This window comes from Escherichia sp. MOD1-EC6475 (assembly GCF_003046645.1).
GTDB lineage: Bacteria > Pseudomonadota > Gammaproteobacteria > Enterobacterales > Enterobacteriaceae > Escherichia > Escherichia ruysiae.
In genome coordinates, this window is the sequence record NZ_PZKQ01000027.1 from 51,514 (window position 1) to 64,474 (window position 12,961).

At 51.6% G+C, this 12,961-nt stretch carries 15 protein-coding genes; 6 read left to right on the forward strand and 9 right to left on the reverse strand.

The window, feature by feature from the left end; genetic code table 11:
- Window positions 1–5: 5 nt before the first annotated feature.
- Genes trmH through gmk form a run of 4 tightly spaced genes read right to left on the reverse strand, consistent with a single transcriptional unit; the run spans window position 6 to window position 3,782 of the window.
- Window positions 6–695, reverse strand: a complete 690-nt coding sequence (gene trmH, locus A7589_RS09630; protein ID WP_001070180.1) for a tRNA (guanosine(18)-2'-O)-methyltransferase TrmH — start codon at window positions 693–695, stop codon at window positions 6–8.
- 6 nt (window positions 696–701) lie between these two features.
- A complete protein-coding gene (spoT, locus tag A7589_RS09635; RefSeq protein WP_000280472.1) occupies window positions 702–2,810 on the reverse strand; it encodes a bifunctional GTP diphosphokinase/guanosine-3',5'-bis pyrophosphate 3'-pyrophosphohydrolase in 2,109 nt (702 codons plus the stop codon).
- 18 nt (window positions 2,811–2,828) lie between these two features.
- Window positions 2,829–3,104, reverse strand: a complete 276-nt coding sequence (gene rpoZ, locus A7589_RS09640; RefSeq protein ID WP_000135057.1) for a DNA-directed RNA polymerase subunit omega — start codon at window positions 3,102–3,104, stop codon at window positions 2,829–2,831.
- 54 nt (window positions 3,105–3,158) lie between these two features.
- Entirely contained in the window at window positions 3,159–3,782 is a 624-nt protein-coding gene (gene gmk, locus A7589_RS09645) for a guanylate kinase (protein WP_010356049.1), read from the reverse strand.
- A 257-nt stretch (window positions 3,783–4,039) separates the two neighbouring features.
- Here gmk and ligB point away from each other — a divergent pair, with 257 nt between their 5' ends.
- Entirely contained in the window at window positions 4,040–5,725 is a 1,686-nt protein-coding gene (gene ligB, locus A7589_RS09660; RefSeq protein ID WP_010356047.1) for an NAD-dependent DNA ligase LigB, read from the forward strand.
- Here ligB and A7589_RS09665 read toward each other — a convergent pair.
- Together A7589_RS09665 and A7589_RS09670 are read right to left on the reverse strand one after the other, a co-directional pair.
- Window positions 5,722–6,339, reverse strand: coding sequence for a trimeric intracellular cation channel family protein (locus A7589_RS09665; protein WP_000924289.1), 618 nt, complete (start codon window positions 6,337–6,339; stop codon window positions 5,722–5,724). The two genes, ligB and A7589_RS09665, sit on opposite strands and share 4 nt — an antisense overlap.
- Before the next feature lie 249 nt (window positions 6,340–6,588).
- Window positions 6,589–7,452, reverse strand: a complete 864-nt coding sequence (locus tag A7589_RS09670; RefSeq protein WP_000621334.1) for a YicC/YloC family endoribonuclease — start codon at window positions 7,450–7,452, stop codon at window positions 6,589–6,591.
- Window positions 7,453–7,578: 126 nt separating this feature from the next.
- Between A7589_RS09670 and rph the strand changes: the two genes are divergently transcribed.
- Together rph and pyrE are read left to right on the forward strand one after the other, a co-directional pair.
- The gene (gene rph, locus A7589_RS09680) at window positions 7,579–8,295 is read left to right on the forward strand and encodes a ribonuclease PH (protein ID WP_001247086.1); all 717 of its coding nucleotides are present in this window, start codon (window positions 7,579–7,581) and stop codon (window positions 8,293–8,295) included.
- A gap of 65 nt (window positions 8,296–8,360) precedes the next feature.
- Window positions 8,361–9,002, forward strand: coding sequence for an orotate phosphoribosyltransferase (pyrE, locus tag A7589_RS09685; protein ID WP_000806178.1), 642 nt, complete (start codon window positions 8,361–8,363; stop codon window positions 9,000–9,002).
- 36 nt (window positions 9,003–9,038) lie between these two features.
- Here pyrE and slmA read toward each other — a convergent pair whose 3' ends face one another.
- The 3 genes from slmA to coaBC form a co-directional block, all read right to left on the reverse strand.
- Entirely contained in the window at window positions 9,039–9,635 is a 597-nt protein-coding gene (gene slmA / locus A7589_RS09690) for a nucleoid occlusion factor SlmA (RefSeq protein WP_000818603.1), read from the reverse strand.
- Window positions 9,636–9,741: 106 nt separating this feature from the next.
- Window positions 9,742–10,200 (reverse strand): dUTP diphosphatase, encoded by a 459-nt coding sequence (gene dut, locus A7589_RS09695; protein WP_000976068.1) that lies wholly within the window; start codon window positions 10,198–10,200, stop codon window positions 9,742–9,744.
- A complete protein-coding gene (gene coaBC / locus A7589_RS09700; protein ID WP_000050165.1) occupies window positions 10,178–11,398 on the reverse strand; it encodes a bifunctional phosphopantothenoylcysteine decarboxylase/phosphopantothenate--cysteine ligase CoaBC in 1,221 nt (406 codons plus the stop codon). The genes dut and coaBC overlap by 23 nt, the downstream gene beginning before the upstream one ends.
- Window positions 11,399–11,569: 171 nt before the next feature.
- On the opposite strand from coaBC, the gene radC reads away from it, so the two are divergent.
- The 3 genes from radC to rpmG all read left to right on the forward strand — a co-directional run bounded on the left by radC (window position 11,570) and on the right by rpmG (window position 12,879).
- Window positions 11,570–12,238 carry a RadC family protein gene (gene radC / locus A7589_RS09705; RefSeq protein ID WP_010356042.1) on the forward strand — a complete coding sequence of 223 codons (669 nt, stop codon included), beginning with the start codon at window positions 11,570–11,572 and terminating at the stop codon, window positions 12,236–12,238.
- A gap of 216 nt (window positions 12,239–12,454) precedes the next feature.
- On the forward strand, window positions 12,455–12,691 hold the full coding sequence (gene rpmB, locus A7589_RS09710) for a 50S ribosomal protein L28 (protein ID WP_000091955.1): 237 nt from the start codon (window positions 12,455–12,457) through the stop codon (window positions 12,689–12,691).
- A 20-nt stretch (window positions 12,692–12,711) separates the two neighbouring features.
- Window positions 12,712–12,879: a 50S ribosomal protein L33 gene (gene rpmG, locus A7589_RS09715; protein WP_001051798.1), complete on the forward strand. Its 168-nt coding sequence runs from the start codon at window positions 12,712–12,714 to the stop codon at window positions 12,877–12,879.
- Window positions 12,880–12,961 lie beyond the last annotated feature (82 nt).

Genomic DNA, 12,961 nt, shown 5'->3' on the forward strand with positions numbered 1-12,961 from the left:
GGCGCTTACCCTGCAGCCTGCATGGTGGCCCACCAGTTAGCATCGGCTTCAATTTCACCTTGCTGATTGACGTGGGGGTAGGGCAGACCTTTGCGTTTTGCGACTTTCGCCAATACCGGATAGCCGCCTTCAAACAGCAGGCGTTGTTGTTCTGCTTCCGGTAACATGCTGTTTTCACGCAGATACATGCCAGCGTTTTGCCGCTGACGCTGGGCTTCGTAAAGAATGAGTGCTGATGCGACGGAGACGTTCAGCGACTGCACCATGCCGATCATCGGAATGATGATGTCCTGATCCGCCAGTGCTAACGCTTCCTGCGTGATGCCCGTTTTCTCCTGACCCATCAAAATACAGGTCGGGCGGGTGTAATCAATTTCGCGGAAATCGACGGCGTTATCAGAAAGATGTGTAGCCAGAATCTGCATTCCCTGGCCTTTCAGATGGGCGACAGCATCGCCAATGGTGCGGTGCGTTTTCACCTGTACCCAACTGTTGCTGCCAGCCGCAGCCGAGGCCATAGTGCGCATCCGGCTGCCAGGCCAGACGGCATGAACTTCATGTACGCCAACGGCATCTGCGGTACGAATGATCGCAGAAACGTTATGGGGTTTGTGAACCTGTTCCATGCAGACGGTCAGATCAGGCTGCCGCCTGGCGAGCATTTCACAGATGCGTGCATAACGTGTTGGGTTCATAAAACATTAATTTCTGTTTCGGGTGACTTTAATCACGTCTGGCATCACACGGATTTTGCGCATGATATTTGCCAGATGTACGCGATCCCGGGCGGTCAGGCGAATAAAGGCACTGTAGACGCGACCATCTTTCTCTTCCGTATTCAAACTTTGAATATTGGAATTGGTGGTGTTGATCGCCGCTGTCAGGTTTGCCAGCGCACCCTGATGGTTGAACATTTCCACCTTGATTTCAGTAATGAACTCCTGCGCCGTCTCTTTATCCCATTCCACAGCCATAAACTTCTCTGGCTCTTTCTGGTAGCCACGGATGTTACGGCAGGACTCATGGTGGATCACCAGACCTTTACCGGGGCTAACATGGGCGATGATCGGGTCGCCGGGAATAGGGCGGCAGCATTTCGCAAAAGTGATTAACACGCCATCAGCGCCTTTAATCGGCAGATGCCCGTGGCTTTGGGTTGCTGGTGGAATGGAACCGTCTCCCTGCTGGAGATTCTTCGCTACCACTACGCTCATTGCATTGCCAAGACCGATTTCTGCCAGCAAATCGTCAAGCGTCGCTAGTTTCATGCGATCCAGTTCGCGCTGAATATTTTCCTGCGGGATTTCATTCAGCTTACGGCTGCCACCCAACGCGTGGTTGAGCAGGCGACGACCCAGGCTGACGGAATCATCACGCTTGAGGTTTTTCAGCAACTGGCGAATTTTGGCGCGTGCTTTCGAGCTGACGACAAAGTTCAGCCAGGCGGCATTCGGGCGAGCGCCCGGTGCGGTAATGATTTCAACGGTTTGTCCGCTGGAGAGTGGCTGCGACAGCGGGTAAGGCTGACGATCAACTCGCGCACCCACGCAGGCATGACCGATATCGGTATGCACCGCGTACGCGAAGTCAACAGGCGTGGCACCGGCAGGCAGTTCGACAATGCGTCCTTCCGGTGTGAAAACGTAAATCTCATCCGGGAAGAGATCGGATTTAACGCTCTCGATAAATTCAAATGAGCTACCGGCGCTCTGCTGAAGCTCCAGCAGGCTCTGCATCCAACGCTGGGCGCGGATTTGCGCAGTGGTGCTGGTCTCGCCGTGCTCTTTATAAGCCCAGTGTGCGGCAACACCCATCTCCGCCATTTGATCCATATCTTCGGTACGGATCTGGACTTCAACCGGAACGCCGTGGGGGCCAATCATTGAGGTGTGCAAAGACTGATAACCGTTCGCTTTTGGAATGGCGATGTAGTCTTTCACGCGACCTGGACGCGGCTTATACAGGCTGTGCATCTGACCGAGCACGCGATAACAGGTATCGGAATCATTGACGATCACGCGGAAGGCGTAGATATCCATGATTGAGTGAAAACGCTGCTCTTTGAGCACCATTTTGCAGTAAATCGAATAAAGATGTTTCTCGCGACCACTGACGCGACACGGTATTCCCGCTTCCTGCAAACGTCCTTCGATTTCAGAGAGGATTTTTTGGATCATCTCTTTACGGTTGCCGCGCGCGGCTTTCACCACTTCTTTAATTACGCGGTAACGGTTGGGATACAGCGCCTCAAAACCCAACTCTTCGAGTTCGGTTTTAATGTGGTGGATACCTAAACGGTGTGCCAGCGGGCTGTAAATTTCGAGAGTTTCGCGGGCGATGCGGCGACGTTTGTCTGGGCGAAGTGAGCCCAGCGTGCGCATGTTATGGGTACGGTCTGCGAGTTTGATGAGGATAACGCGGATATCCTGCACCATCGCCATAATCATCTTGCGAAAGTTTTCGGCCTGCGCCTCTTTCTTATCGCGAAACTTGAGTTTATCAAGTTTCGACACCCCCTCTACCAGCTCGGCGACGCTTTTGCCAAAAAGCTGTTCCATGTCCTGGTAGGTGGCGGGAGTATCTTCAATCACGTCATGCAGCAGGGCAGCCATCAGCGTTTCATAGTCGAGTTTCATCTCGGCCAGAATGCAGGCAACCGCTACCGGGTGCGTGATATAGGGTTCACCGCTTGAACGTGTTTGCCCCTCGTGAGCATCACGTGCAACGAGATACGCCTGCCGCAGACGCTTAATTTGGTCTTCTGGCAGGTAGTTTTGAATCAGTTGATTCAGGCTTTCAAACAGATACAAGGGCGACCCGCTTTGTGATTAACGACGACCTTCAGCAATAGCGGTAACGGCTTGAATTTCAGCGGCTTCCTGCTCTTGCTGTTCCTGGCGTTCGCGAACATCAAGGATCTGGTTGTTGATCAGACCTTCTTCGATTTCGCGCAGCGCGATTACTGTGGTTTTATCGTTTTCTTCCGGTACTAGCGGATCCTTTCCGCCTACCTGCATCTGACGAGCGCGACGCGCGGCGACCAGTACCAGGTCAAAACGGTTACCAATTTTCTCTACAGCGTCCTGAACAGTTACGCGTGCCATACTTAAAAAGCTCCACAGGTGAAGAAATGACTGGGCATGATACTGAAAGAAGGTTCAGTCTGCCAACAATTTGCTGATTAAAGCGTCATGACGTTGCTTTTGGCGACTCATGCGCAAGCGTTCGGCGCGAATAATGGTCTTCAGATCACCCAGTGCGGTGTCAAAATCATCATTCACAATCAAATAATCATATTCGGCGTAATGGCTCATTTCTGCAACTGCTTGCGCCATACGCTTTGCAATGACCTCTTCGCTGTCCTGACCGCGACCGCGTAGACGGCGGTCCAGTTCAATTTTGGACGGCGGTAAAATAAAGATACTCCGCGCGTGCGGCATCTTCTGGCGAATTTGCTGCGCACCCTGCCAGTCGATATCGAGAAAAACATCGACACCGGTCGCCAGGACTTGCTCAATGGCCTCACGCGAAGTGCCATAGTAATTACCAAAAACTTCTGCGTGTTCGAGGAACGCATCTCTGCTAATCATTTCTTTAAATTCATCATGATTAACAAAGAAATAATGTTCACCGTGGACTTCACCAGGACGCGGTTGGCGTGTGGTGTGTGAAACAGAAACCTGGGTGTCATACAACGGTTGGGTTTTTAATAAAGCCTGAATCAGGCTGGATTTACCCGCGCCACTGGGGGCAGAAACAATATAAAGCGTGCCTTGAGCCATGAGTATCTTTCGTATGTGATTAGCGAAATAAAACCTACATACGAGCTTATTATACACGGCGCGGCCATGTGACGTAGCCCTTGCTCACACTTTTTGCGCAAAGTTGTTGCGTTTTGCGTAGCTGCTTCCGCATTTGCCAGTGATTCACTGCAATCAGAACGATTCTCTGGAAGCGTCCTCGCACACTTCGTTTTTGCCACTCGGATTTACATTCACTACGTTGTATACCTGCCCGCCTGACTACAGCGGAGGTGATGATGAAAGTATGGATAGCGGTGTTAATGGGGATTTTGTGCTGGCAATCATCGGCGCAGGCCGTCTGCCCAGCCTGGTCGCCCGCCAGAGCGCATGAAGAAATTTCCCGCCTGCAACAACAAATAAAACAGTGGGACGATGATTACTGGAAATTAGGGAAAAGTGACGTGGAAGACAGTGTTTACGATCAGATAAGTGCCCGTCTTACGCAGTGGCAACGTTGTTTTGGTGAAGAGACGCATCGTGACGCCATGATGCCGCTTTTAAACGGCACGGTTATCCATCCGGTTGCACATACGGGCGTACGCAAAATGGCGGATAAAAATGCGTTAAGCCTGTGGATGCGTGAACGCAGCGATCTTTGGGTGCAACCAAAAGTTGATGGTGTTGCGGTAACTCTGGTCTACCGTGAGGGAAAACTGATTAAAGCGATCAGTCGTGGTAATGGTCTGAAAGGCGAAGACTGGACGCAGAAAGTACGTTCGATTCCTTCTGTACCACAATCCGTCAGCGGACCTTTAGCCAACAGTACGCTGCAGGGCGAAATATTTCTCCAGCGTGAGGGGCATATCCAACAACAAATGGGGGGAATGAATGCGCGCTCGAAAGTCGCGGGCATGATGATGCGGCAGAACAATACTGACGCGCAAAATTCACTTGGCGTGTTTATCTGGGCGTGGCCGGATGGACCGCAGTTAATGACCGAGCGATTGCAACAGCTTGCAGCCGCAGGGTTTAGCCTGACGCAGGCGTACACTCGCGCAGTAAAAAATGCTGATGAGGTTGAGCGGATACGTAATGAGTGGTGGAAAACAGCGTTACCCTTTGTTACCGATGGTGTCGTTGTGCGAGCGGCGAAAGAACCCGAATCCATCCATTGGCTACCGGGTCAGGCGAACTGGTTGGTGGCGTGGAAATATCAACCCGTGGCACAGGTTGCCGAAGTGAATGCGATTCAGTTTGCGGTGGGTAAGAGCGGCAAAATATCGGTGGTGGCGTCACTCGCGCCTGTCATGCTGGATGATAAAAAAGTTCAGCGGGTGAATATTGGTTCCGTCAGGCGCTGGCAGGAATGGGATATTGCGCCTGGCGATCAAATTCTCGTCAGTCTCGCCGGTCAGGGTATTCCACGCATTGATGATGTGGTCTGGCGCGGAACGGAACGTACTAAACCAATGCCGCCAGAAAACCGCTTTAATTCGTTGACCTGCTACTTTGCTTCTGATGTTTGTCAGGAGCAATTCGTTTCACGGCTAGTCTGGCTGGGGTCAAAACAGGTTTTGGGTCTGGACGGCATTGGTGAAGCTGGCTGGCGTGCGCTGCATCAGACTCATCGTTTTGAGCATATCTTTTCATGGCTTCAGTTAACGCCAGAGCAATTACGGAACACGCCGGGGATAGCGAAAAGCAAAAGCGAGCAGTTATGGCATCAGTTTAATCTGGCACGTAAGCAGCCTTTTACCCGCTGGGTGATGGCAATGGGAATACCCTTAACCCAGGCGGCGCTTAACGCCAGCGATTCCAGCACCTGGGAGCAAGTTTTGCAGAGAAGCGAACAGCATTGGCGGCAACTGCCAGAGACAGGATCTCGTCGTGCCAGCCAACTTATTGAATGGAAAGATAATGGGCAAATCAAGATGCTGGGCAACTGGCTGGCTGCCCAGCAGATCACAGGTTTTGTACCTTAGTGACCTTCGTGGCTGTAGTAAAAGACGGGTAAACCCAGCTTAAGACGCAGCGCCAGCAAGCGAGCGAAAAAGCCAAACACCAGAGTGGAAATAATCACCACATCATGGTTAGAGACGTAGTGTTGCAACGCGATATAGAGTACGGCGGAGGCAAATGAAACCCCAGCATACAGCTCTTTCTGAAAGACCAGCGGGATGCGTTTACAGAACATATCGCGCAAAACGCCGCCAAACACACCGGTCGTCACCGCCGCGACAACGGCAATGATCGGACCGTGCCCCATATCCAGCGCGACTTGTGCACCAATAATAGAAAAAACTACCAGCCCGAGCGCATCAAGCACCAGAAAGACTTTGCGCAGATAAGGCATCACCGGGGCAACAATAGTGGTCAGTACGGCGGCTGTGGCGACAATAATCACATATTCCGGATGCTTGACCCAACCGAGCGGATAGTGGCCCAAAAGAATATCCCGCACTGAGCCACCACCGATTGCGGTGGCGGTCGCAATGATAATTACGCCAAATGTATCCATTCGGCGTCGCCCAGCCGCCAGCGCCCCCGTCATGGCTTCGGCGGTAATACCAACCAAATACAAAATGTGTAAAAGCATGGTTCTCTCCCTAAAAATCTGTCTGGCAGGGTAGCGATTTGTGCACATTGTCACGATTGAGATTTTTTAAGGTGAGTTTGGATTGATAATTTATAGTTATGTGAAATTGGTACTTTCTGCAAAGCTAATGCATTTTTCTGATGTTGTGTTAAGAAAAATGCATTAGAAAAAGTATGGGGTTTTTGACGTTTTTTGGGTAGATGTACGTAGAGCCGCTGAAATTAACAATGGCCTACAATGCGATGCCGCTTACTCGATATTCTGAATCTGTTCGCGCATCTGCTCAATCAACACCTTCAACTCAATCGCGGAGTTCGTCACTTCGGCATTGATAGACTTCGAAGCAAGAGTGTTCGATTCTCGGTTGAACTCCTGCATCATAAAGTCCAGACGACGACCAACGGCTTCTTTTTTCTTGAGAATGTTGTAGGTCTCTTTGACATGCGCTTCGAGGCGATCCAGCTCTTCAGCAACATCAATTCGTTGCGCCAGCAGCACCAGCTCTTGCTCCAGACGATTGTTCTCCAGCTGAACCTGAGCATCTTCCAGCTTCGCGACCAGACGTTCACGCTGCCATTGCAGGATTTCCGGCATATGGGCGCGCACTTTAGCCACTTCGGCGGTGACGCCTTCCAGACGCTGCTCGATCAACGCTTTCAGCGCCTGACCTTCGGTTTCGCGCGCGACGATAAAGTCGTCCAGAGTACCATCAAGAGCAGCAAGAATTTCAGCGGCAATAGCGTCGAGATCCTGTTCCTGGGCTGCCATTACGCCCGGCCAGCGCAGGATATCAACGGGGTTGATTTCCCCTTCGTCGCTCTGCATCTTTACCCAATTCGCAGCAGTTACCAGCTGTTTAGCCAGTTTTTCGTTGAGGATCAGCTCACCTTGCGCGCTGACATCTGGCTCATAGCGCAGGGTACATTCCACTTTACCGCGCGTCAGGCGAGAACGAATACGCTCGCGAACGACAGGTTCCAGGCTACGGAACTGCTCCGGCAGACGAAAGTAAGTTTCCAGATAACGCTGGTTTACCGAGCGCATTTCCCAGGTTGCGCTCCCCCATTCACCCTTGATTTCACGCCGGGCGTAGGCGGTCATACTGCGGATCATAGACGTTCCTGTTTATAAAAGGAGAGGTGGAAGGATTATAGCCATCGATGCCTTGTCAGGATAGGAATAACCGCCGGAAGTCCGTATAATGCGCAGCCACATTTGTTTCAAGCCGGAGATTTCAATATGCGTCCAGCAGGCCGTAGCAATAATCAGGTGCGTCCCGTTACCCTGACTCGTAACTATACAAAACATGCAGAAGGCTCGGTGCTGGTCGAATTTGGCGATACCAAAGTGTTGTGTACCGCCTCTATTGAAGAAGGTGTGCCGCGCTTCCTGAAAGGGCAGGGGCAAGGCTGGATCACCGCAGAATACGGTATGCTGCCGCGCTCTACCCACACTCGTAACGCCCGTGAAGCGGCGAAAGGTAAGCAGGGCGGACGCACGATGGAAATCCAGCGTCTGATTGCCCGTGCATTGCGTGCGGCGGTTGATTTGAAAGCGTTAGGTGAGTTCACCATTACGCTGGATTGCGACGTACTTCAGGCCGATGGTGGCACGCGCACTGCTTCAATCACCGGTGCCTGCGTGGCGCTGGCAGATGCACTGAATAAGCTGGTTGAGAATGGCAAACTGAAAACCAACCCGATGAAAGGCATGGTGGCAGCGGTTTCGGTGGGTATCGTTAACGGCGAAGCGATTTGCGATCTGGAATACGTCGAAGACTCTGCCGCAGAAACGGATATGAACGTGGTGATGACCGAAGATGGGCGCATCATTGAGGTTCAGGGCACGGCGGAAGGCGAGCCGTTCACTCACGAAGAACTCCTCACCTTGTTGGCGTTGGCCCGAGGGGGAATCGAATCCATTGTAGCGACGCAGAAGGCGGCGCTGGCAAACTGATTTTTAAGGCGACTGATGAGTCGCCTTTTTTTTGTCTGTAGAAAAGTAAGATGAGGAGCGAAGGCATGAAACCATATCAGCGCCAGTTTATTGAATTTGCGCTTAGCAAACAGGTATTAAAGTTTGGCGAGTTTACGCTGAAATCCGGGCGCAAAAGCCCCTATTTCTTCAACGCCGGGCTGTTTAATACCGGGCGCGACCTGGCACTGTTAGGCCGTTTTTACGCTGAAGCGTTGGTGGATTCTGGCATTGAGTTTGATCTGCTGTTTGGCCCTGCTTACAAAGGGATTCCGATTGCCACCACTACCGCTGTGGCGCTGGCGGAGCATCATGACCTTGACCTGCCATACTGCTTTAACCGCAAAGAAGCAAAAGACCACGGCGAGGGCGGCAATCTGGTCGGTAGCGCATTACAAGGACGCGTAATGCTGGTGGATGATGTGATCACCGCCGGGACGGCGATTCGTGAGTCGATGGAAATTATTCAGGCCAATGGCGCGACGCTTGCTGGCGTGTTGATTTCACTCGATCGTCAGGAACGTGGTCGCGGTGAGATTTCCGCGATTCAGGAAGTTGAGCGTGATTACAACTGCAAAGTGATTTCTATCATCACTCTGAAAGATCTTATTGCTTACCTCGAAGAGAAGCCGGAAATGGCGGAACATCTGGCGGCGGTTAAGGCTTATCGCGAAGAGTACGGGGTTTGATAAGAAACGCCGGATGGTAAGTCATCCGGCGTCATATTACTGCAACTGCGCGGCAATCAGCGGCCAGCGGGCGTCAAAGTCATCCGTCGGGCGGTATTTAAACTCGCTGCGGACAAAACGAGACAGCATACCTTCGCAGAACGCCAGAAGTTGGCTTGCCAGCAACGTTTCATCGGTGGTGTAACCTTCACCCTCACGCATTCTCTTTTCACGCAATACCTGACGCAGCTGTGCTTCAATACGCTCGAACAGTTGGTTGATGCGTCCTTGCAGACGATCCTGTTCGAACATTAGCGCATGGCCAGTGAGGATACGGGTCAGGCCTGGATTACGTTCGCCGAAACCGAGAAGCAGCAACACAATCAGGCGCAGGCGCGCGGTAGTGTCCTTTTCATCTTTGAGAATCAGGTTAATACGAGTAATCAGGCTATCTTCGATAAACTCAATCAGGCTATCGAACATGCGGGTTTTACTGGGGAAGTGGCGATACAGAGCCGCTTCGGAAACGCCGACAGAGGCGGCCAGTTTCGCCGTCGTGATACGCTGGCTTCCATCGCTGGATTCTAACATCAACGCCAGAGACTGAAGTATTTCTTCGCGACGGTTCCTTTTCGCAGTTTGTTTTTCTGCCATGTTACAAAATACCCCTGAAAATAAGCACTTGCCAGGCGGCACCCACGCTATGACCGCAAACGAAATGTTTGCGGCGATGTTATGACGTTATTTGGATGCGTATGCGTTACTGACGACCAGAGTGACCAAAACCGCCTTCACCCCGGTCGGTGGCGTCAAAATCTTCCACCAGATTAAAATCGGCCTGTACCACCGGAACAAAAATCATCTGCGCGATACGTTCGCCAGGTTGAATGGTGAAACTGTCCTGACCACGGTTCCACACGGAGATCATCAGCTGACCCTGATAGTCGGAATCGATCAATCCCACCAGGTTACCGAGCACGATACCGTGCTTATGGCCCAGCCCGGAGCGCGGCAGCATCATCGCCGCCAGTGAAGGGTCGGCAATATGAATCGCCAGTCCGGTCGGCACTAGTGTAGTGTCGCCCGGTGCCAGTTCTACGGCGTCGTCGAGACAGGCGCGCAGGTCAAGTCCGGCAGAACCAGAAGTGGCATAAGTCGGGAGTGGAAATTCCTTCCCAACGCGCGGGTCCAGAATCTTAACGTCGATTTTCTTCATCATAACGGGTCACAATCTCGTCGAGTAATAATTGGCCAAGGAGCTCTTTTCGCTCAAGCGGTAAGATTTTATCGCCATCCTGCCAGAAAAGGTGTAATGCGTTTTTGTCGCTATTAAATCCCTGATTTTTTCTGGAAACATCGTTAGCGCAGATCAGATCAAGGTTTTTGCGGATACGTTTTTGCCGGGCGTATTCTTCCACATTATTTGTTTCGGCGGCAAATCCAACAACATAAGGCCTATGGTCTTTTAATGCGGCAACACCGGCGACAATATCGGGGTTTTTAACCATTTTTATTGTTAATTCATCACCCGGCGTAGCCTGCTTTTTGATTTTTTCGCTGGCAACGGTGGCTGCGCGGTAATCCGCGACGGCAGCACAACCGATAAATATATTTTGCTGTTGCACGGATGCTTTCACGGCGGCTTCCATCTCCAGTGCGGTTACCACATCAACACGTTTAACAAACGGTGGAGTCGGTAGCGAAACCGGGCCAGAAATCAGCGTGACGTTTGCTCCACGACGTGCAGCGGCTGCGGCAATGGCGAACCCCATCTTGCCGGAGCTGTGATTGGAGATGTAACGCACCGGATCGAGTGGTTCACGCGTCGGGCCTGCGGTAATCATAATGTTCAGATGTTTCAGGTCGTTGACGGGCGAAAAATGGGCGACCGCCATATCAACAATGGTTAACGGATCGAGCATTCGCCCTGGGCCGACATCACCACAGGCCTGGCTGCCGCTATCTGGCCCCCAGATCAGCAAACCGCGCGAGGCAAGCACCTCTAAATTATGCTGGGTGGCAGCAGCACGATACATCTGCTGGTTCATCGCTGGCAGCACGGCAACAGGTGCAGGAGTCGCAAGGCAAATCGTCGATACCAAATCATTCGCCATACCGGCAGCAACACGGGCAATCAAATCTGCCGTGGCTGGGGCAAGAATCACTAAATCAGCCCATTTCCCCAACTCAATGTGGCCCATTGCCGCTTCGGCTGCCGGATCCAACAGACTGTCGGAAACGGGATACCCAGAAACCGCCTGCAAACTAAGTGGAGTGATAAAGGCTTTTGCCGCTTCGGTCATTACCACACGGACGTCGGCCCCGCGATCGCGCAAACGACGCACCAGTTCAGGGGTTTTATAGGCAGCAATACCGCCGCTGACGCCGAGAACGATTTTTTTACCGGCCAGACTCATGATGATTTTTCCTGTTGGGTGACACCAGAAGTTGGCGATTTTATCACAATACTTTTGTTGTCGTGCTTTCACCTGAGAATCACTTTGCGAGGCGCTTTCCAGTACTGAAAACTGACCGTCGATTTAATCGGTCGACCATGACAGGATGCGCTCTCCACAAAGGAGGTGAAGGTGAAAAGCAATGCAGAATTGTTGATGCCACGCGAAAAAATGCTGAAGTTGGGCATTAGCTCGTTAACGGATGTTGAACTGCTGGCGCTATTTCTGCGTACAGGAACGCGCGGTAAAGATGTGTTAACCCTGGCGAAAGAGATGCTGGAGAATTTCGGTTCTCTTTACGGATTGTTATCCTCCGAATACGAACAATTTAGTGGCGTTCATGGAATTGGTGTGGCGAAATTCGCCCAGTTAAAGGGAATTGCCGAACTGGCGCGACGTTACTACAACGTGAGGATGCGCGAAGAAAGCCCGTTACTCAGCCCAGAGATGACGAGGGAATTTTTACAAAGCCAGCTTACGGGCGAGGAGCGTGAGATCTTTATGGTGATCTTTCTCGACTCACAACACAGGGTACTTACCCACAGCAGATTGTTCTCCGGCACACTAAACCATGTAGAAGTCCATCCGCGTGAGATTGTTCGCGAAGCGATAAAAATAAACGCGTCGGCACTGATCCTTGCCCATAATCACCCTTCGGGTTGTGCTGAACCCAGTAAAGCGGATAAACTCATCACCGAACGGATAATAAAAAGTTGTCAGTTCATGGAATTACGCGTGCTCGACCATATCGTGATTGGGCGTGGAGAATATGTTTCTTTTGCCGAACGCGGCTGGATTTAACCCGCTATGCGCGATCCTTCGGGATCTTTGTCTGTTCGGGACTTGAGCACATCGCCGAGTCAGCGTATACTACGCCACCTTTGAGAATCTCGGGTTTGGCATTTGGGCCTGGCAATCGAGAGTTCACATAGAACTGCGATGACCGGGCTGTAAAGCCTGACGAGGCGCCAATACCCCATACGAAGCTCGAGCTAATTTGATTTTTGGAGAATAGACATGTCCCGAGTCTGCCAAGTTACTGGCAAGCGTCCGGTGACCGGTAACAACCGTTCCCACGCACTGAACGCGACTAAACGCCGTTTCCTGCCGAACCTGCACTCTCACCGTTTCTGGGTTGAGAGCGAGAAGCGTTTTGTCACCCTGCGCGTATCTGCTAAAGGTATGCGTGTAATCGATAAAAAAGGCATCGATACAGTTCTGGCTGAACTGCGTGCCCGTGGCGAAAAGTACTAAGTACTTAGAGGAAATAAATCATGGCTAAAGGTATTCGTGAGAAAATCAAGCTGGTTTCTTCTGCTGGTACTGGTCACTTCTATACCACTACGAAGAACAAACGTACTAAGCCGGAAAAACTGGAACTGAAGAAATTCGATCCAGTTGTTCGCCAGCACGTGATCTACAAAGAAGCGAAAATTAAATAATTCTCGCTTTAATGTAACGAAAAACCTCGCTCCGGCGGGGTTTTTTGTTATCTGTTTGCCCCCATATTGACTGCATCTGTTC